Annotated in this window: 19 protein-coding genes and 3 tRNA genes; 6 read left to right on the forward strand and 16 right to left on the reverse strand. The window is 69.8% G+C overall.

From position 1 onward, the window contains the following. Window positions 1-68: 68 nt before the first annotated feature. Entirely contained in the window at window positions 69-989 is a 921-nt protein-coding gene (locus ACFWH5_RS02365) for a hypothetical protein (RefSeq protein WP_378831331.1), read from the forward strand. Window positions 990-1,338: 349 nt separating this feature from the next. Here ACFWH5_RS02365 and ACFWH5_RS02370 read toward each other — a convergent pair whose 3' ends face one another. Both ACFWH5_RS02370 and truA read right to left on the reverse strand, forming a co-directional pair. Next, window positions 1,339-2,007 carry an endonuclease/exonuclease/phosphatase family protein gene (locus tag ACFWH5_RS02370; RefSeq protein ID WP_378831333.1) on the reverse strand — a complete coding sequence of 223 codons (669 nt, stop codon included), beginning with the start codon at window positions 2,005-2,007 and terminating at the stop codon, window positions 1,339-1,341. 101 nt (window positions 2,008-2,108) lie between these two features. Next, entirely contained in the window at window positions 2,109-2,951 is an 843-nt protein-coding gene (truA, locus tag ACFWH5_RS02375) for a tRNA pseudouridine(38-40) synthase TruA (protein ID WP_378831335.1), read from the reverse strand. A 59-nt stretch (window positions 2,952-3,010) separates the two neighbouring features. On the opposite strand from truA, the gene ACFWH5_RS02380 reads away from it, so the two are divergent. Further along, complete coding sequence (locus ACFWH5_RS02380; RefSeq protein ID WP_378831337.1) at window positions 3,011-4,852, forward strand: acyltransferase family protein; 1,842 nt, start codon at window positions 3,011-3,013, stop codon at window positions 4,850-4,852. Window positions 4,853-4,970: 118 nt separating this feature from the next. Here the strand turns inward: ACFWH5_RS02380 and ACFWH5_RS02385 are convergent, their stop codons facing one another. The 5 genes from ACFWH5_RS02385 to ACFWH5_RS02405 all read right to left on the reverse strand — a co-directional run bounded on the left by ACFWH5_RS02385 (window position 4,971) and on the right by ACFWH5_RS02405 (window position 9,703). After that, window positions 4,971-6,143, reverse strand: a complete 1,173-nt coding sequence (locus ACFWH5_RS02385; protein ID WP_378831340.1) for an NAD(P)/FAD-dependent oxidoreductase — start codon at window positions 6,141-6,143, stop codon at window positions 4,971-4,973. After that, complete coding sequence (locus ACFWH5_RS02390; RefSeq protein ID WP_378831343.1) at window positions 6,140-7,222, reverse strand: Gfo/Idh/MocA family oxidoreductase; 1,083 nt, start codon at window positions 7,220-7,222, stop codon at window positions 6,140-6,142. The genes ACFWH5_RS02385 and ACFWH5_RS02390 overlap by 4 nt, the downstream gene beginning before the upstream one ends. After that, window positions 7,222-7,992 (reverse strand): amino acid ABC transporter ATP-binding protein, encoded by a 771-nt coding sequence (locus ACFWH5_RS02395; RefSeq protein ID WP_378831344.1) that lies wholly within the window; start codon window positions 7,990-7,992, stop codon window positions 7,222-7,224. The genes ACFWH5_RS02390 and ACFWH5_RS02395 overlap by 1 nt, the downstream gene beginning before the upstream one ends. Next, a complete protein-coding gene (locus ACFWH5_RS02400; protein ID WP_378833508.1) occupies window positions 7,989-8,777 on the reverse strand; it encodes an amino acid ABC transporter permease in 789 nt (262 codons plus the stop codon). Before ACFWH5_RS02400 ends, ACFWH5_RS02395 begins: the two co-directional genes overlap by 4 nt. A gap of 65 nt (window positions 8,778-8,842) precedes the next feature. Further along, the gene (locus tag ACFWH5_RS02405) at window positions 8,843-9,703 is read right to left on the reverse strand and encodes an ABC transporter substrate-binding protein (RefSeq protein ID WP_378831346.1); all 861 of its coding nucleotides are present in this window, start codon (window positions 9,701-9,703) and stop codon (window positions 8,843-8,845) included. Window positions 9,704-9,894: 191 nt separating this feature from the next. On the opposite strand from ACFWH5_RS02405, the gene ACFWH5_RS02410 reads away from it, so the two are divergent. The 4 genes from ACFWH5_RS02410 (at window position 9,895) to ACFWH5_RS02425 (ending at window position 12,865) form a co-directional block, all read left to right on the forward strand. Beyond that, complete coding sequence (locus ACFWH5_RS02410) at window positions 9,895-10,965, forward strand: LacI family DNA-binding transcriptional regulator (RefSeq protein ID WP_378831347.1); 1,071 nt, start codon at window positions 9,895-9,897, stop codon at window positions 10,963-10,965. A gap of 123 nt (window positions 10,966-11,088) precedes the next feature. Next, window positions 11,089-11,595 carry a hypothetical protein gene (locus tag ACFWH5_RS02415; protein ID WP_378831348.1) on the forward strand — a complete coding sequence of 169 codons (507 nt, stop codon included), beginning with the start codon at window positions 11,089-11,091 and terminating at the stop codon, window positions 11,593-11,595. A 5-nt stretch (window positions 11,596-11,600) separates the two neighbouring features. Then, a complete protein-coding gene (locus tag ACFWH5_RS02420) occupies window positions 11,601-12,578 on the forward strand; it encodes a cation diffusion facilitator family transporter (RefSeq protein ID WP_378833510.1) in 978 nt (325 codons plus the stop codon). Continuing rightward, window positions 12,575-12,865, forward strand: a complete 291-nt coding sequence (locus ACFWH5_RS02425) for a DUF4383 domain-containing protein (RefSeq protein ID WP_378831349.1) — start codon at window positions 12,575-12,577, stop codon at window positions 12,863-12,865. The genes ACFWH5_RS02420 and ACFWH5_RS02425 overlap by 4 nt, the downstream gene beginning before the upstream one ends. Before the next feature lie 96 nt (window positions 12,866-12,961). On the opposite strand, the gene ACFWH5_RS02430 is transcribed toward ACFWH5_RS02425, so the two are convergent. The 9 genes from ACFWH5_RS02430 to ACFWH5_RS02470 form a co-directional block, all read right to left on the reverse strand. Further along, a tRNA-Met gene (locus ACFWH5_RS02430) sits at window positions 12,962-13,035 on the reverse strand. 33 nt (window positions 13,036-13,068) lie between these two features. After that, window positions 13,069-13,140, reverse strand: a tRNA-Thr gene (locus ACFWH5_RS02435). Window positions 13,141-13,240: 100 nt separating this feature from the next. After that, window positions 13,241-14,320: a M23 family metallopeptidase gene (locus ACFWH5_RS02440; RefSeq protein WP_378831351.1), complete on the reverse strand. Its 1,080-nt coding sequence runs from the start codon at window positions 14,318-14,320 to the stop codon at window positions 13,241-13,243. Window positions 14,321-14,686: 366 nt separating this feature from the next. Beyond that, window positions 14,687-15,511, reverse strand: a complete 825-nt coding sequence (locus ACFWH5_RS02445) for an inositol monophosphatase family protein (protein WP_378831353.1) — start codon at window positions 15,509-15,511, stop codon at window positions 14,687-14,689. After that, complete coding sequence (locus ACFWH5_RS02450) at window positions 15,508-16,566, reverse strand: hypothetical protein (RefSeq protein WP_378831356.1); 1,059 nt, start codon at window positions 16,564-16,566, stop codon at window positions 15,508-15,510. The genes ACFWH5_RS02445 and ACFWH5_RS02450 overlap by 4 nt, the downstream gene beginning before the upstream one ends. 137 nt (window positions 16,567-16,703) lie before the next feature. Next, window positions 16,704-17,501 (reverse strand): enoyl-CoA hydratase/isomerase family protein, encoded by a 798-nt coding sequence (locus tag ACFWH5_RS02455; RefSeq protein WP_378831358.1) that lies wholly within the window; start codon window positions 17,499-17,501, stop codon window positions 16,704-16,706. Window positions 17,502-17,595: 94 nt separating this feature from the next. Then, window positions 17,596-18,087 (reverse strand): FBP domain-containing protein, encoded by a 492-nt coding sequence (locus tag ACFWH5_RS02460; protein WP_378831360.1) that lies wholly within the window; start codon window positions 18,085-18,087, stop codon window positions 17,596-17,598. A gap of 25 nt (window positions 18,088-18,112) precedes the next feature. After that, entirely contained in the window at window positions 18,113-18,769 is a 657-nt protein-coding gene (locus ACFWH5_RS02465) for a GntR family transcriptional regulator (protein WP_378831363.1), read from the reverse strand. Between the two features lie 476 nt (window positions 18,770-19,245). Then, window positions 19,246-19,329 (reverse strand) — tRNA-Tyr (locus ACFWH5_RS02470). Window positions 19,330-19,387 lie beyond the last annotated feature (58 nt).

The raw sequence follows: 19,387 nt of genomic DNA on the forward strand, positions 1-19,387 counted from the left end.
TGCCACCAGGCCCTCTGCCCGCCGAGCTCGGGCCCCATTTCAGCACTACGCATGCGCTGAGTCAGGGAGTGAACCGGCGTCGACTCCGCGCCAAGGATCTGGCCTCGCCGTTCCATGGTGTGCGCCGCACCCGCGGCGACATCGCCCGTGCCGCGACGGATGCTGCGCAGGACACCGAGCCAGGCGCCATCGCCCGCGCCCGCGCCCGTGACGTCGGTGCGCGAGCGCTCGCCTACTTCGACGCGTCGACCGAAGGTCGTTTCCTGTGCGGCATCAGCGCGGCCGCTGTGCGCGGCTATCCTGTTCGCCGTTCCGACGAGATCGACATCGGCGTCACCGCGCCCGCGCGCGCGCCGCGTGGAAAAGGCGTCAGGGGACGCAAGATCGCCGAGCATCTCGTCGAGATCGAAGTGCTGGACGGCATCCCGGTCACCACGTCCGCGTGCACGTGGGCGATGCTGGGTCGCGACCTCACCGAACGCGAACTGATCGTCCTGGCCGACGCGATGCTGCAGATCCCTCGCGATCGGTTCGGCGACCTGCATCCGGAGCGGCAGGGCGCCACGCGTGAGCAACTCGAACTCGCCGTCGATGCCGGCCGCCGCCCGGGCGTGAAGCGACTCCGACGGGCGCTGGAGCGCGCCCGCGTCGGCAGCGCCTCCCCTCTCGAGACCGAGTACCGCCTGGATGCCGAGGACGCGCGCCTGCCCGTGCCGGAGCTCGACGTCGAGATTTTCGACGACCAACGTCGGCGCATCGGCATCTCGGAGATCGTCTATCGCGAGCAGCGGGTCGTCGTCGAGATCGAAGGCGACCAGCACCGCACGTCTCGCAGACAGTGGGCGCGCGACATCGCGAAGTACCGGGACTACGCGGATGCTGGATGGGAGGTCGTGCGCCTGACATCCGCCGACATCCGCGTCCATCGCACCGCACCGGCCATCGTCCGCGCGGCGCTGGCGCGGCGCGGCTGGCGCCCTCACCACTGACCGAGCAGGTCGGGACCCCCTGCGTAGCCTGCGCGCGCCTCTTCAGGTGTCACAACACGCCGCATCCCACCCCCACGACGCGACCATTTGCGACACCTCGACGACCAGGACGAGACCTCGGCCGACCGCGCCCCTCTTCAGGTGTCACAACACGCCGCATCCCACCCCACGACGCGACCATTCGCGACACCCCGACGGCCGAGACGAGACCAGAGCCGGCCGCGCCCACCTTCAGGTGTCGCAACACGCCGCATCCCACCCGCGCGACGCGACCATTTGCGACACCTCGACCGCCGGGACGAGACCCCAGCCTCGCGCGTCACCTCAGACGGAGGGCGTGACCCAGGGACTACGCCGCCTCGGCCGTGACGAGGATCGGCCGGTGGTCGCTGGTGCGCTGCGGCAGGGTGCGGATGCTGTCGATCGAGAAGCCGACCGATGTCGCGAAGTCGTAGTGTCCGCGGAACACCCGGTAGCGCGTGTAGGTGCGGTCGTCGCTGAGGGTGAGGGTGTAACCGTGATCGCGCACGGTCTGGCCGAGGCTCTCCTTGAAGACCGGGTAGTTGTAGTCGCCGACCATGAGCACGGGCAGATCAGGCCCCATCGACTGCAGTTCGGTGAGCGCGGCGCGGATCTGCTTGCGGCGCAGCGAGTTCAGCGCGGTGAGCGGGGCGGCGTGGAACGAGGCGATGATGAGGCCTCGCCCCGAGTCGATCTCGTGCATGCGCACCCCGAGAACGCGCTCGTGCGCGGGTTTGAGCATGCGGTCGTGCAGGGACTTCTTCAGGCCGATCGTGCGCACCCCGTCGATGCGGAACGTGCTGTGCCGCGCGTACACGGCGAGCCCCAGCCGGTTGCCCTTCGTGGAGTCCACCAGTTCGAGATCGCCGATCGTCTTCGGAATGCTCGTCGTGTCGCATTCCTGCAGGCAGAGGATGTCGGGATCGTGCTCGTCGGCCAGCCCCTCCAACTCGGGCGCCGCCCGGTGCTTGCGCAGGTTGTACGAGATGACTCTCATGCGCTCACGTTACCTCCGGCCCGCAAGATCAGCGGCCCGCCTTGCGCCGGGATGCGAGTCATGCAAGGTTGTGCCTTCTCCTGCGTTCGGCACCGGTTTCGTCAGCCGAGATCGCGACGGGCGCGCGTCTGCTCGGCTCTCGTGGCGAGCAGCTCGTCGGCCGGATAGCCGACCTCGGCGAGGGTGAGCCCGCGCGCGGGCAGTACCTTGAACGCGCTGGTGCGGGCGAGGTCGTCGCGCAGTCGCACCACATCCTCGACGGCGAGCCTGCCCTCCCCCACGGCCGCGCACGCGCCCACCAGCGCGCGCACCATGCTGTGGCAGAACGCATCGGCCTTCACCTCGGCGATGAGCACACCCTCGCCATCGCGCTGCCAGCGGTAGTCGAGCAGCGTGCGGATGGTCGTCGCCTCGTCGCGGGGCTTGCAGTACGCCGCGAAGTCATGCAGCCCGATGAGCGTCTGCGCGGCGGCATCCATGGCGTCCACGTCGAGAGCGACTTTGAGCGTCGTGGTGTCGTGGCGGCGCATCGGGTCGTATCCGGTGCCCGCGTCCGCGAGGCGGTAGCGGTAGCGCCGCCAGACCGCCGAGAAGCGGGCATCGAAGCCCTCAGAGGCCAGCGAGGTGCGGGTGACGGTCACGTCGGGATACGCGCCGAGCACCCCACGGATGCGGCGCGCAAGGGAACCCGCCGGATCGACGGCGGCCTGGCCGTGCCGCGCCTGCACGCGCGCCCATTGCTGTTCGTCCAGGTCGACGTGCGCCACCTGGTCGGCGGCGTGCACCCCGGCATCCGTCCTTCCCGCGACGACCAGCTGCACCTCCGAACCGACGATCCGCGCCAGCGCGGTCTCGAGCGTGCCCTGCACGGTGCGCAGGCCGGGCTGCTTCGCCCACCCGCGGAAGTGGGTGCCGTCATAGGCGATGTCCAGGCGAATGCGCACGAAGCCAGCCTAAACTGGAGGGTCACATCGCCCCCGACACGATACTCACGCACGCTCAGATGACCCTCGCCTCCTCCCGCCTTCCCCGCTACGCGGGGCTCGACGGACTCCGGGCGATCGCCGTCGCACTGGTGCTGGTGTATCACCTGTTCCCGGCCGCTCCACTGCACGGCGGTTTCGTCGGCGTCGACGTCTTCTTCGTCGTCAGCGGCTTCCTCATCACCTCCCTGCTGGTGCGCCCGACGCGGCTCGGGCTCGGCCGACGGCTGCTGCATTTCTGGCGCCGACGGGCGCGGCGACTGCTCCCGGCGCTCGTGGTGGTGCTGACGGTGTGCTCGACCGCGGCATGGGCGATCGGCGGGGACGTGCTGGTCGGCATCGGCCGCCAGCTGCTGGGGGCGGCGACCTTCAGCTATAACTGGGCCGCCATCGCGGGCGGCTCGGACTACTTCACCGCGACCGCGCCGGAGCTGTTCCGCAATATGTGGTCGCTGGCGGTCGAGGAGCAGTTCTATCTGCTCTGGCCGCTGCTGCTGCCGCTGGTGCTGCTGCTCCCCGGTCGATGGGCCCGCGTCGCCGTCGCGGCGCTGGCCGCCGCAGGTTCGGCGTGGTGGATGGCGGTCCTCGCGTCCGACGACGTGACCCGCGCCTATTTCGGCACCGACTCGCACGCCTTCGGCCTGTTCGCGGGCATCGCGCTCGCCTTCGCGACACAGCACATGCCGGATGCGGCATGGATGCGAGGTCGCCTCGCCCGCATCGCGGGCGTCATGATCGGGATGCTCGGACTCGGGCTGATCGTGCTCGCCGCGCTGCTGCCCGACACGCAGGACGCCGCCACGTTCCCCGGCACACTGCTGCTGGCCTCGACGGGCGCTCTGCTGGTGATCCTGTCGGGCATCGCGCCCGGTTCGGTCTTCGGCCCCGCGCTGGACGTCGCGCCGCTGCGCTGGCTGGGAGACCGCTCGTACGGCGTGTACCTGTGGCACTGGCCCGTGCTGATGCTGGCGACGGCGGTCGGCGCTCGGGCCGACTCGGGCTGGATCGCCGGGATGGTGGCGTTGGTGATCACCCTCGCGGCGGCATCCGCCTCGTACCGGTGGATCGAGCAGCCGGTGCGCAGCCTCGGATTCCGCCGGTCGCTGCGTGCCGTGCGCACACGGCTCGGCGGCCCTCCCGCGCGGCGGTTCGCGATGCTCAGCGGCCTCGCCGGCTGCGCGATCGCTCTCGGCGGCACGACCGCGGCTGTCGCGAGCGCACCGGCCATGACGGCGTCGGAGCAGTCGATCCGCGACGGCCAGCACGCCCTGAAGGTCGCCGCGGCGAAGAAGGCCGCGCAGACACCCGCCCCCGTTCCCACGCCGGAGCAGGTGACCGGCGAGCAGGTCATCGCGGTCGGCGACTCGGTGATGCTCGCATCCGCGCCCGCCCTCTACGAGCGCCTCCCCGGCATCGCGGTCGACGCGAAGGTGTCGCGCTCGATCTGGGCCGGTGCCGACATCGTCGACGGTCTCGCCGCCTCGGGGTCGCTGCGCGACCATGTGGTCATCGCGCTCGGCACCAACGGGCCCGTCGACAGGCGCGTGCTGGCGCACATCGCCGACACGGTGGGTCATGACCGGGATCTGATCCTGGTGAACGCCTACGCACCGCGCGAATGGATCGACGGGGTCAACCGCGATCTCGCCGCGTTCGCCCGCGGCCGCACCGGCGTCGTGGTCGCCGACTGGTCGAAAGCGATCGCGAAGCACCGCGAGCTTCTCGCCGGAGACCAGATCCACCCCCGCTCCGCCGGCGGCACCATCTTCGCCGACGTCGTGCAGCAGGGCATCGACGACGCCCGCAAGGAGCGCTCCACCCGCGCGGCGCTGCTGAGCTGGAAGCTCTGGGACGAGAAGTAGCGGCCGTGACGCCGGCCGCGAGGCTCATCCACCCTGCCGACACTCCCCCCGACACCCACAGAACCCCCGGCGAACGGTGGAACCGATCGCCGGGGGTCCTCTGTGCAGCGAAGGGCTGCTACTGCGTAACGGGCGCCCAGGCGCCGATGCCGACCTCGCCGAGCTCACGGTCCGCCTCGAAGCGGTCGAGGCGGAACGCGTCCAGCACCGGGGAGGGCGCCCCGGTGACGATCTCCTCGGCGATGAGCTCGCCGAGGATGAGGCCAAGCGTGGCCCCGGAGTGAGTGAACAGCACGGACAGGCCACCGATCCCCGGAACGACGCCGACCACGGGTTCTCCGTCGCCCGGGATGGGCTTCAGCCCGGCGGCGACGCGCTCGGCCGTCAGCGTGGGATGACCCGCGAGCACGCGTGACGCCTCCGCGAGCAGCCCCTCGACCGACGCATCCGGAACAGTGATCGATCCGTCGTCCTCGACGACGATCGACTTCTCCGCCCAGTCGGCATCCAGCACCAGACGACCGTCCGGCATCGGCCGCACAGCCACGTTCGGGGTGTTCAGCACGGTCCGCACCCGCGGCTCGACGGGCTCGGTGATCACGACGAAGGCCGACGGCGTCGCATCCGGCACCGGGACGCCGAGCGCCGCGAGCTGACCGGGCACATGACCGCCCGTGGCGAGCACGACGCGATCCGCGGCGAGCGGGGTTCCGTCGCCGAGGATCACCCCGACAGCCGCGCCGTCGCGCACGTCGACGCGCACGTCGCCGGCGTTCTCGATGACCCGGGCACCGTCGGCGACCGCCTCGGCGAGCAGCGCGGCGATCAGGTCGGGCAGGTTGACCCAGCCTTCGCCCCGGTTGTAGATGGCGCCCTCTTCGGCGACGGCATCGGCGTTCACATCGGGCGTGAGCTCGGCGACCTGCTCGCGATCCAGCCAGACGGCGTCGTATCCGCCGGCTCGCTCGTAGGCGAAGGTGTCACGGAAGCTCTCGTTCTCGCCGCCCCACTTCAGGGCACCGTCGAAGCGCAGGTACGCATCGCTCTCGGGGTGGCGCTCTCGCCAGGTGCGGTAGCGGTCGAGACCGATGAGGCGCAGGTAGCGGTACTCCGTCGATCGCGCACCGGATGAGTTCAGCCAGGCGATCGAGCGACCGGATGCTCCGTCGGCCGGCTTTCCGGACGTGACGAGGGTCACCCGGGCTCCGGCGCGCGCGAGGTGCGCGGCCGTCGACGTGCCGAGGATGCCGGCGCCGATGACGATGACGTGGACGGGGTGCGGGTTGGTCATGAGTTTCCTTCGTTCAGATGAGAGGATGCGCGGCGCAGCGGCGTCTGAGCGTGCAGGTGTTCGATGATCTCGAGCACGCCGACGGCATCGGCCGGGTCGACGGGCAGCCGAGAGCCGGTGCGGATGCTGTCGGCGAGCGAACGATAGAACGCGCCGTAGTCGCCGCGGACAGTCGGGAACGGAGCGAGAGAGCCCTCGATGCCGAGGACGCCCCAGCGTTCGGCCGGGGTGACGCCATAGTCATCATCCGTCGGCGATCCGCCGGCGTCGAGCGCCGCCTCCTGCCCGTCGAGACCGTGGCTGGTGTATCCGCTCTGTGAGCCGAGCACGTGGAACCGCGGCCCGAACTGCGGAGCGAGCGAGTTCATCCAGAGGTGCGAGATCGTGCCGGACTCGTGGCGCAGGGCGACGAAGGCGTCGTCGTCCGCGACGCCGTCGCGGCGATTCACGGCCAGCTCGGCCCGCGCCTCGGCGACGCGGCCGAACAGCTGCACCGCCTGGTCGATCAGGTGGGTGCCCAGGTCGAACAGGATGCCGCCGCCCTGGGCGGCGGTGGCCTCGGCCTTCCAGGCCGTGCGGATCTCGGGCTTGTACCACTCGAATCGCGATTCGTAGCGCCGCACCGCCCCCAGCCGCCCGCTCTCGACGAGGTAGCGCACGGTGAGGAAGTCACCGTCCCAGCGTCGATTCTGGAACACGGTGAGCCGGCGGCCGAGCCGCTCGGCGCGGGCGATCAGCGCGCGGCCCTCCGCGGAGGACACCGTGAACGGCTTGTCGACGACCACGTCGAGGCCCGCATCGAGCGCTGCGGTCGCGACCTCGGCGTGAGTGCCCGGCGGGGTGCCGATCACGACGAGATCGAGATCCGCAGCGCGCTCGAGCAGGTCATCGACGCTTCCCAGAACGGATGCGGCCGGGTACCGCACGGCGGCATCCGCGGCCCGTCCGGGGTCTCCCGTCACGATCACATCCAGCGAGTACGCCGGATCCGCTTCGAGGAACGGACTGTGGAACACCCGACCGGACACGCCGAACCCGATGACGGCGGTGCGGATCGGCCGGTCGACGGCATCCGGCATCACAGCACCTCGGAGAGGAACAGCCGAAGCCGATCGCTCTGCGGGTTGTCGAAGATCTCCTCCGGTGTCCCGGCCTCGATGACGCGCCCCTCGTCCATGAAGACCACCTGATCGGCGACCTTGCGGGCGAAGCCCATCTCGTGGGTGACGACCAGCATCGTCATGCCGCGCTGAGCGAGCTCGGCCATCAGATTCAGGACGCCCTTCACGAGCTCGGGGTCGAGAGCGCTGGTCGCCTCGTCGAAGAGCATGACCTCGGGTTCCATCGCCAGCGCGCGGGCGATCGCCACCCGCTGCTGCTGTCCGCCGGAGAGATCGCGGGGACGGTGGTCGGCGCGCTCGGCGAGGCCGACCTCGGTGAGGCGCGCCAGAGCGATCCGCTCTGCCTCGCCCTTCGACATCCGCTTGACGTTGCGCAGCGCGAGCGCCACGTTCTGCAGAGCGGTGTGGTCGGGGAACAGGTTGAAGTGCTGGAAGACGAGGCCGACCCGCCGGCGCAGGACGTCCGGCTTGAGTGCGAGCGCGTCGTCGTCGGCGAGCAGCACCCGACCGGACTTGGGCTCGTGCAGGCGGTTCACGCCACGCAGCAGGGTGGACTTGCCCGACCCCGATGGCCCGATGATGCAGGTGGTGGTGCCGGGCTCGACGCTGATCGACACGTCGTCGAGGACGTCGATCTCGCCGTAGGCCATCGCGAGATTCTCGATGTGCAGGCGGGAGCCTTCGTAGAAGCGGCCATCGGTGACGGGTTGAGGGGATGTGTACGTCATGTGTTCTCTCCACGGGTGAGTGCCAGGCTCGGCGACTGCTGCGCGACCTCGTCGAGGCCACTCTTGGGCGGAGCAGGCTTGCGCCGGCCGGTCCGGAAGCGGTTGTCGAAGTAGTTGACCAGGTGCGTCAGGGGCACCGTCACCACCAGGTAGAAGACGCCCGCGGCGACCAGCGGAGACAGGTTGCCGCTGAGCACCGCGGCATCCTGGCCGACGCGGAACAGCTCGCGTTCGGTGACCAGCAGGCCGAGGAAGTACACCAGCGACGAGTCCTTCACGATGGCGATGAACTGGTTCACCAGGGCGGGCAGCACGCGGCGGATGCCCTGCGGAACCACGACCAGGCGCATGGCGGATCCGTAGGTCATCCCCAGCGCACGGCAGGCCTCGAGCTGGCCGCGCTCGACGCTCTGGATGCCGGCGCGGAAGATCTCGCCGATGTACGCGCCGGCGATCAGGCTCAGCGCCAAGATGCCGAGCGGATACGGCGACGGACCGAAGATCTCCTGACTCATCCGGGCGAAGCCCTGACCGATCAGCAGGATCGTGAGGATCGCGGGCAGTCCGCGGAAGATATCGGTGTAGATGCGGGCGGGCACGCGCAGCCAGGCGGTGCGGGCGACGCCCATGACGGCGAGGATCATGCCGATCACGATGCCCAGCACGGTCGCGCTCACCGAGATCACGAGCGTGTTCAGCAGCCCCGTCCCCAGCAGCTGAGGGAGCACCTGCAGCATCGCGTCGAAGTCGAGGAAGGTCTTGATGATGTTGTCGAGCCAGTCCATGAGGATCTCCTGTTCGGGGCGCGTGACCGCAGCGGCAGCCGCAGCCACGCGCCCGAGTTCAGCGGTTACTCGCCGCCGCCCTCGCCTTGTTCGTCGCTGGGCAGGTACTGGTCAGGCATCGGCGAGCCGGGGAACCACTTCTCGTACAGTTCCTTCCAGGTGCCGTCCTCCATCGCCTCGTGCAGCGCTTCGTCGAGCGCCGCCTTGAACTCGTCTTTGCCCTTCGCGATGGCGAAGCCGGCGGGCGCGTCGAACGAGGGAATGTCGATCGCGTTCTCGAGGCCGTACTGCTCGGCGTACTCCTTCGCGGCCTCGTAGTCGAGGAAGTGCGCGTCGATGGAGCCGCTGTTGACGGCCGAGATCGCGGCGTTGTTGTCGGGGAAGCGCACCAGCTGCGTGTCGGTGAAGTTCTTCACGGCGAAGGCTTCCTGCAGGGTGCCCTGCACGACGCCGAGACGCTTGCCCGTGAGGCTGTCCTCGTCGGTGATGTCGCTGTCGGGGCTGGCCATCACCGTCAGATAGCCGGCGAGGTATCCGTCGGAGAAGTCGACGGTCTGCTTGCGCTCGTCCGTGATGCCGATCGCCGCGACGCCGACGTCGAACTGGCCGTTGGCGACGGCCGCGAGAAGGCCCGAGAAGTCCTGGCCGGTGAAGACCACCTTCTCGATTCCGATGCGGTGCGCCACGTCCGTGAACAGCTCGACGTCGAATCCGGTGAACTCGCCCGACGCGTCGGTGAACGTGTACGGCTTGGCGTCGCCGAGGCTGGCCACGCGGAGTTCGCCGGCGGTGATGAGTCCGTACGGGTTCTCGGCAGCTCCTTCTCCCCCGTCACTCGATGTCGACGAGCACGCGGTGAGGGCGATGGCGGCGGCTGCGGCCACAGCGGCGTAGCCGGCTCGGCGCAGGGTGGTGCGGATGCTCATGAGGTTCCTCTCTGAACGGCGGATCCAGGTCTGTGATGCTTCTTCGGGTTGAGACCGGTCTCACTATGCTAAGTTGAGACCGGTCTCAGTTGGGTTTCAAGGGACGTTACACGCGTCGGTCGTCTACGTCAACCGACGCCCTGACATCCGGGCCTCCGGCGGAGACGGAAAGCAACGACGAAGGAGCGGGAATGAGCGAACCGGGCGTGGATCGGCGCGAGGCGACGGTCAGCGACGTGGCACGGGCGGCGCAGGTGTCGAAGGCGACAGCCGCCCGGGCGCTCGGCGATTACGGCGCGGTCAGCGATGCCGTGCGCGACCGCGTGCAGAAGGCCGCAGCGGAGCTCGGCTACCGGCCGAACGCCGTGGCGCGGACGATGAGCACTGGACGCTCGCACACGCTGGGCATCATCGTCGGCGACATCGAGAACCCGTTCTTCGCCAGGGTCACACGCGGCGCGGCCGACGTCGCCGCCGAGGCCGGGTACGACCTGATCCTCTCGAACACCGACGAGGACATGCCGACCGAGGGCAAGGCCATCGCCGTGCAGCTGGCGAAGCAGGTGGACGGTCTGCTCATCGCACCCGCGTCTTCTCTCGCACCCGAGAACCTGCAGCCGGTGATCGACGCCGGTCGGCCGCTCGTGCTCTTCGACCGCACCGTGTCAGGGATCGAGGCGGATGCGGTCATCACCGACAACCGCTGGGGTGCCCGCCAGCTGACCGAGTTGCTGCTGCGAGCGGGTCACCGCCGCATCGCGTTCATCTCGACGCTGTCGCACGGCCGCGAGTTCCGCGCCGGTGACGCGCTGTCGTCGTCGGCGGTCGGCGACCGCATCCGCGGCTTCGTCGAGACCCTTGCCGCCGCCGGCATCCCCCGACCGGAGTCCTACGTCCATCTCGACGCACGGCGGGACGGCGTCGACGTCCTCGCCGCGCGGCTCATCGACGGCGAGTACCCGGTCACGGCGATCATCGCTTCCGACAGCCTCATCGCGCTCGGGGCGTTCCGGGCCGCCCAGGCGCGAGGACTCTCCATCCCCGACCAGCTCTCGCTTGTCGGCTTCGACGACGCCGACTGGATGAGCCTCACGACCCCAGGCATCACGGTGGTCGAACAGCCGATCCACGAGATCGGCGTTCAGGCGACCAGGCTGCTGCTGCGCCGGATCCACAGCGCTCGGCGGCCAGCCGTCACGACCGTGCTCGAGCAGCGACTCGTCATGCGGGATTCGGTGGCAACGGCTCTGGTGCCTCGCTGAGCCGCTCGAGGTCGACGGATACGACCCGGCTGTGCCCCCGGTCGGTGCACGCGCGCTTAGCCGGGGACGCAGCCGCTCGTCAAGACGGTGCCGTCGACGCGCGCTTCACGGCAGGATGCTGTCATGCAGACAACGAGGACGAACCCGCATCCGGTCCGCCCTTTCCGCCGGCTCCTCGCCGGCGCCCTCACGCTCGTGATCGCCGGCGTGCTCTCCGGATGCGGGCTGACGGTGCCCGCCGATCCCGACGGCACCCTCGACACGGTCACCGGTGGTGAGCTGCGCGTCGGTGCGACCTCGGAGCCCGGCCTGGTCGACGTCAGCACACCGACGCCGACCGGGTCGCTGCCTGAGCTCGCGACGGCGTTCGCCGAGACCCTCGACGCCGACACGATGTGGAGCGTGGGAAGCGAGGAGACCCTGGTCGGGATGCTCGAGACGGGCGACCTCGACCTCGTCATCGGCGGGTTCACCGACGAGACGCCCTGGGTCGAGCACGCCGGCGCGACGCGCGGCTACAAGGGCATCGACGGCGCCGGCGATCGGAGTCTGGTCATGCTGGTGCCGCCGGGCGAGAACGCCTTCCTCTCCGACCTCGAGCAATTCCTCGACGAGGAGGTGGACCCGTGAGCGATATCCATCAGTTCGGACGCACCGACCTGCCCCCCGAGCAGTTCACGGCCCTGCGCAAGGCCACCTGGTGGGAGTGCTTCACGATCGCCTACACGGCTGTGACGATCCTCGTCGTGGCCTTCGTCGTCGGCAACTCCCAGGCCATGCGGACGGCATGGATCGAGGACATGCTGTCGCTCCTGCCGCAGCTGGCGTTCCTCACCGCGCTCATGTTCGTGCGACGGTCGCCGACCAAAAAGCATCCGTACGGCATGCACCGCGCGATGGGCGTCGGCCACCTCGTCGCCGGCGTGGCGCTGCTCGCCGTCGGAGTGAACCTCGCCATCGAGGCCGTGACCGGCCTCGTCGCGGGCGATCACCCCACGATCGGCACGGTGCGAGTGTTCGGGCAGACGGTGTGGCTCGGCTGGCTGATGATCGCCGTGATGGCAGTGATCGTCGTCGGACCCGTCTTCATCTACGGTCCCGCGAAGGCGAAGCTCGCCCCGGTGCTGCACAACAAGCTGCTGTATGCCGACGCCGACATGGCCAAAGCCGATTGGCAGACCAATGTGGCGTCCATCGTCGGCGTGCTGGGAATCGGACTCGGGGTGTGGTGGCTCGACGGCGTGGCGGCGCTGTTCATCTCGCTCGGAATCATCTGGGACGGCTTCCGCAACACGAAGGGCGCGGTGCTCGACCTCATGGATCAGCGCGCGCGGACCTTCGACGACAAGGCGCCGCATCCGCTGGCCCAGGGTGCCGTCGATCTGCTTCGCTCTCGACGCTGGGTCGAGGACGCCGCAGTGCGGATGCGCGATCAGGGACAGGTCTTCCACATCGAGGCGTTCGTCGTACCTCGCCGAGCCAAGGTGTCTGTGGACGAGATCGAAGACGCCGCGCGGGCCATCGCCGCCCTCGACTGGAAGGTGCAGGACATCGTGGTCGTCCCGGTCAGTGCGCTGCCCTCCGCGCTGGACACCGGGCGCGACGAGCGGTGACCCATACGCCGCGATCGTGGCGTCCAGGGCCCCCCGTCCTGGTCGGCGTCCTGGGGATCGCGCTGGCGCGCAGCTTCTCGGGATCCCGCAACTACCTCGTCTGGGGCGGGGTCGTCTACCTGGTGCTGTGGCTCTACGGCCTGCTCGTGCCGCACGACTCCATGGCCAACTTCGTGCCCGTCAACAACGCCGACAACTGGCTTCACCTGGTGCTCGGCGTCGGCATGATCGGTCTGGGGATCCTGCTCGGCCGACGTACCGATCAGCGCACAGCACGCGCGGACTGACCGAGTGACGGATGCCGGGCTGCCCGTGCACGGCATCCGCCGCCCGTCTGCCGTGGAGACGAAGAAACCCCCGGGCAAGCCGGGGGCTTTCTGCTGTAGCGGAGGCGGGACTCGAACCCGCGACCTCACGATTATGAGTCGTGCGCTCTCACCATCTGAGCTACTCCGCCGCACGGCTTCCGCTCTGCCGAGTGAAAGCTACGAGCCCCGAGTCAGGATTGAACTGACGACCCCTTCCTTACCATGGAAGTGCTCTGCCACTGAGCTATCGGGGCGTGCCGCCCGCTTCCGGGCAACCAGATGAGATTATCACCTCTCGGGCGATCTCACGAAATCGAGGCGGCCGCTCGGGAGCGTCTCATCCGCCGCTCTCGATCACGGTGCGGTGACGCCGTCGGAGCGCCCCGCGTTCTCGCGCAGCCACGGCAGCGGATCGATGGTCGAGCCGTTGACGATGAGCTCGAAGTGCATGTGCGCACCGTACGAGCGCCCGGTGTTGCCGGTCTTTCCGACCACCGTGCCGACGGTGACCTTCTCGCCCGGCTGCACGCGCAGCGAGCCGTACTGCATGTGCGCGTAGTGGCTGGTGATGACCTCGCCGTCGATGACGTGGTCGATGTAGACGGTCACGCCGTAGGCGCCGCCCTGCTCGGTGGCGATGCGGACGGTGCCGTCGGCGATCGCCTGCACGGGTGCGCCGCTGCCCGGCACGAAGTCGATGCCCTCGTGCAGCCGGCCGCTGCGCATGCCATAGCCGTAGCTCATGCCCACGCCGACCATGAACGGCCACTGGATCGCAGCGCCCGGGTCGTTCGTGAAGACCTCGCTGGAGTAGTTGATGCCCTCTTCGGCGGCCACATCAGCGAGCGAGATGGCCGAGAATGAGTCGGACCGGGCGAGTTCCTCGTCCTGCACGCCGGACGACGCGACGAAGGCCTGGATGTCGTCCTTCTCGACCGAGGGGCTCGAGACGCTGTCCTTCGCGGCGACCAGCGACGCGAGGGGGGCACTTCCGCCCTGCACTGCGGCGACGGCATTCGCGGGAAGCGTCATCGACACGGCGATGAGACCTGCGATGCCCATCACGCCGAAACTCGCGCCGGCGGCGAGCACCTTGCGGAGCGGGCGCGGGCGACGCGGCGCGACATGTGCGATCGCGGCGTCCGGGACGACGTCGGCGTCGCGCTGCGGGTCGGCATCCGCGTCGTCGGCATCCGCACCACGGGTGACGCGCGCCTCCGGGGCGACCGTCACCTCGGCGACTGGACCGAAGCCGAATGCCTCGGATGCGACGGCGAACGCATCGACCCGGGGCGTGTCGGCGGGGAACGCGTCGATCCGGGGCGTGTCGGCGGCGGGCGTCGCCGACTCTTCGACCGCAGACGTGGTGCGCGCTTCCGCGACGGGCGACTCCGAGGGTGCGGACGCGGCCGACGTCGCGACGGCGACCGTCACAACGTCGTCGGCTCCGGGCTGCGGAGCCGGCTCGGTGGCGGGCTGCGCAGCGGGGGAACCGGCGGTGGCCAGACGACGGGCTCGTCGACTCGTCGCGGCGGATTCGACCTGTGCGGCCGTGGCGTCCGAGGTTGCCGAGCTGCCGTCGACCGCGTGCGCGGCGCGAAGTCGGTTGGATCGGCGCGTCGGCGCAGAGGCAACCTGGGGGCTTTCAGCGAGCAAAAGTCAGATCTCTCGGGTTCGTATCAAGCTGGGGAGGGCTTGGTCACTTTCGCAGCTGCACCAGCAGCCGGGGGGACGAAAGTAACGATCGGGTAAACACTACAGGCTCACGACTGGGAAAGCCATGTGTCCGTCACCATCATCTCAGGCGGATCCATCACCTTCGACGATGGCGCGCAGGCGATCGTGAACCCGCCGCCCACCGGCGATCAGCAGCGGCCGCGGAGCATCCACGTCGAAGCGGCTGACCGCTCCCCCTGCCTCTTCGACGATCAGCGCGCCGGCGGCGAAGTCCCAGGGGTTGAGCCCGCGCTCGAAGAACCCGTCGAGGCGACCCGCGGCGACGTACGACAGGTCGATCGCGGCGGAGCCCATCCGACGCAGATCACGGGCCATCCGCATCACCCGGCGCACGAGCGCGAGGTCACCCTCGTGGGTCGCAGGGTCGTAGCCGAACCCGGTGCCCAGCAACGCGCCGGCGGGGTTGCCTTCGGTGACGGAGAGGCGGATGCCGTCGAGCCAGGCGCCCTCGCCACGTGCGGCCGTGAACAGCTCACCGAGCGCCGGTGCGCACACGGCTGCGGCGACACCCTGCCAGCTGAGCGGATCGGGCTCGCCCTCCACCACCGCGATGCTCACCGAGTAGGTGGCGATGCCGTAGGCGTAGTTGACCGTTCCGTCGATCGGATCCACCACCCAGGTGAGTCCGCTGCTGCCGCGCGCGGCGCCGGACTCCTCGCCGAAGAACCCGTCGTCGGGCCGCTCGCGGTGCAGACGCTCCCGGATGAGCTGCTCGACCTCGCGGTCGGCGTCGGTGACGATGTCGGCGAGGGTCGATTTCGTCGCCGCGAGCGCCACCCCCTCGGCGCGGCGCCGGCGTGCGAGATCGCCCGCCTCGCGCGCGATGTCGGCGGCGAGCTCGCCGAGATCCGCGGCGGAGACGCCGTCGCCGAGGTTCGCTGCGGTCATCGAGGCGCCTCCGGAGCCGCCGGCGGCGGCTGCGGGAAATCGCCCGGAACGAACTGCGGGGGCGGTGTGCTCGCCGCCGACGGCGCGGGCGGCTGCGGCGAAGTCGGAGGAAGCGGCGGCTGCGGCTGTTCAGGCGCGGGAGGCCGAGGAGGCGCCGGCTGCGGCGCGGCCTGCGGCTGCGGCGGCGGCTGCGGCTGCTCAGCGGCGGGAGGCCGAGGAGGCTCCGGCTGCGGCGAGGCCTGCGGCTGCGGCGCCTGCTGGGCCGTCGGCTGGCCCTGCGGCGCCGGCGCGTAGGTCGGATATCCGGTGTAGTAGGCGTTCCAGTCCGGCGACCCGTCGGGCATCACGGGCAGCGGCGTGCGGCCGTCCGCGTACGTCGGCCAGGCCTGCGTCACCGGCGCCGCGACGGCGGAAGGCGCACCGGTCACCGCGGCATACGGGTGCGGCGCGGTGTCAGCCGTCCGCGCGCGCGGGGCGAAGAGGGCGTTCAACAGCGGAATCAGCATCGTGCCGACCGCGGCGATGATGCCCACCGCGATGGTGATGCGCCAGTAGAGGTCGTCGTAGCGGAACAGGTCGGGGAAGGTCAGGTAGAACACCAGCAGCGCGACGAGGGCCGTGAGCATCACGAAGGTGACGATCACGATCACCCGGGTGAAGGTGGTGACGTAGCGCTGTGCGGCCTTGACGAACAGGCGCGGGTGCACCAGCGCGAGTTGCAGGATGCCGATCACGAGCAGCAGCTGGAAGAACCTCTCCGAAGCCCAGCCGAAGTACTCGTCGTCCTGCGGGAGCCAGATCTTCACGGCGCCCACGAGCAGCGCGATGATCCAGGTCACCATGCTCGCCAGCGCCAGCCATTCCGGACGCCGCGCGGCGAGGTGGGATTCGGCGATCGCGATGCCGGCGAACGCCGCCAGGAGCAGGATCGTCAGGAACGCGCGGCCGATGATGCCCGCCTGGTCGCCGATCAGCACCCAGATGACGCAGACGAGCGCGGCGGCGATGAGCGCGCCGATCGCGATCCAGATCGCACCACGCAGCAGCTTCGACATGCCCGCTCGTTCGACAGGCGCTGGGACGTCAGACATGGGGTTCCTCCCTCGGCGTTTCCCCCATCCTGCCACGCGGCTCGCGGCGGCATTGGTGCGCTGTGGACAACGCCCGCCCGCGGGCCGCGAAGACGGTCCGCTCAGCGCGGGGATCTGGCGGATGCTGCGGCGAACGCGGCGATCCGCGCCTGCGCCTCTGCGGTGTCGAACGCGGCGCCGATCGAGCGCGCCTCTTCGGCCAGCTGCTCGGCGAACGTCCGCGACGGCTGCGAGCGCACCAGGCGCTTCGCCTGACCGTAGGCGCCGGCGGCACCCTCGATCCAGAAGCGCGCGACCTGCCCGGCGCGCTCGCGCACGGCATCCGCCTCGCTCTCCGCATCCGGCCCCTCGATCACCTCGGCGATCAGTCCCCACTCCCTGGCTTCTTCTGCCGTGAGCATGCGGTCCTGCAGCACCAGCTGCAGCGCACGCCGCTCACCGACCGCCCGCGCCAGCTGCGCCGACACCGACAGGTCGGGGGTGAGACCGATGTTCGCGTACAGACTGCCGATCTTCGACCGCCCGCCGACGACCGCGTAGTCACTGCACATCAGGATGCCGAGGCCGCCCCCGGCCGTCGTGCCGTGCGCGGCCGCGACGACGGGCACCGCTGACGAGGTCAGCGAGCGGATGCCGTCGTTGATCACCTCGGCGAAGGCGGTGATGTCCTCGCCGCCGCTCATGCCCTTCGACATCGCGAGCACGTCGCCGCCCGCGCAGAACGAGCGCCCCGCTGCGTCGATCAGGATCACCTGCACGTCGTCGCGCGCCACCGCCTCCGCGGTGCGCTCGCGCCAGGCATGAGCGAGATCGCCGTCGAACGCGTTCAGGCTGGCGGGGCGGTTCAGCGTCAGCCGTGCGAGACCCGCATCGACGCTGAACAGGATGGGATCACTCATGGCGTCTCCTTCGAAGCGCTTCCTGCACTACGGCGAACTGTCGCCGCAGTGCCTCTCAGACTAACCACGCCCGGCATCCGCGCCCTTTCGCCGCTCACTCCTCGCTGAGCACGCGATCGACGAACGCCTCCATCCGCAGACGCGTGCCGTCGAGACGCATATCGGCCTGCCCGGGCGAGCGCACCTCGTTCGGCGCGAGCGGATGCGCGAGACGGACGTTCTCATGGCACGAGAGGTCGGCGCAGATGTACGTACCCGCGCTGTCGCCCCTGGCACCCTTCGCCCCGCCGCGGCGGGCCGTGAACAGCGCCACTTGATTGCCCGGCTGCAGGGTGCGGCAGATGTTGCACATTCCCGAGCGGGTGCGACCGGGATCGGTGGATCGCAGCAGAATGCCGGTCGCGCGCCCCTGGTGCTCGACGGCCACGACCCCGCGCCTGCTCGAGACCGGGTCACGCCACGCGAGGAAGTCGAGGTAGTCCCAGTCAGTGATGATGAAGTCGTGCGGCATCCCGATCTGCGCGATCTCCTCGGCATCCGCGTTCCGGATCGCCTCGCGGACCTGTGCCTCGGTGAGTGGTCGCATCGATTCAGTCTACGAACCGGACGCGTCAAACCGGCCGATCGATGAGAAACGCTCGACGAAGCGCCGTCTGCACCCCCGCCGCATCGCCCGCCTGCAGAGCCGGCCGCAGCGCCCGGAACGCATCGGCGACCGCTTCGAGGGCGCCGTCGAGCGCACTGTGCGCGGTGAAGACCTGGTAGCCGAGCGAGGTGCCGACCTTGCGTACGACTCCCACGAGCACGTCGTTCGGGCAGCGCTCGATCAGCGCGAGGAACAGCTCACCTGCCGCGCTGGACGCCAGCGTGACCTGCCGCTCGTCGAGCAGCTCCGCGACCCCGCCGGCCTCCGTCGCGAGCCGCGCGCGCTCGTCGTCAGCGAGCTCGGGAAGGGCGAGCGTGGCGATGCCGATCATCAGCACCCCGACGGTCTGCATGTTGGCGACCACACGATCGGGCCGCGGAGCGGCGACGATCGTATGCGACTGCGGAACGGACTCGACCAGACCCTCGAGGACCAGCGCGTGCAGCGCCTGCCGAATGGGCGTCGCTGACACTCCGAGCCACGCGCGCAGCGACGCCTCGTCGAGGCGCTCACCCGGCAGCAGGATCCCGCGGAGGATGGCGTCGCGGATCTCGGTGAGAACCCGCTCGCGCGCGAGCTGACGCGGCGCGCCGTCCTGGATCTCCGTCTTCGGTATCGGCATCCTGCCCCCGTCCGCGTGTGCATGTCCCGTCCCCGTGCCCCGATTATCCAGCATGGCGTCGCAACCGCCGGTGCTTTCCGACTGAAATCTGAAACTTGAGTTTCAGCGGGGATGAGCGTAGCCTCCGAGAGGCCGAGACGAATCCCCTCCTATCGGCCATCCCCCGATTCGGGTAATCCGCGGCCGAGCTGTCCCCCAACTCCTCGCCGCGGGCGCGTGCTCAGACACGCAGTTTCGGGGATGGGGTCTCACGTTCCGGAGCGTGGGACCCCTTCCGCGTCTTCCGACGCGTCGCCGGGATCGCGTCGACGCTCTTCGTTGGCAGTGAGGGGCCGTCGCGCTCTCCGCTCGCCGCTGCGCTACGAGCCGAGCCTCCGCGCGACCGGACCCACGCGGGACTCCGTCCCGCCGGTTCGAATCCCGCATCGCTCGATAGACGTCGGAAGGCCCCCGCTTCGCGAGGGCCTTCCGACGTCTGGTGGCAAGTGAGGGATTCGAACCCCCGAAGCTTACGCGGCTGATTTACAGTCAGCTCCCTTTGGCCGCTCGGGCAACTTGCCAGTGCACACCCGTCCGGCTTGATCAGCCAACCGGGGGCGCGAAGATCAAGCATACCCG

This window comes from Microbacterium sp. NPDC058345 (assembly GCF_042723855.1).
Lineage (GTDB): Bacteria > Actinomycetota > Actinomycetes > Actinomycetales > Microbacteriaceae > Microbacterium.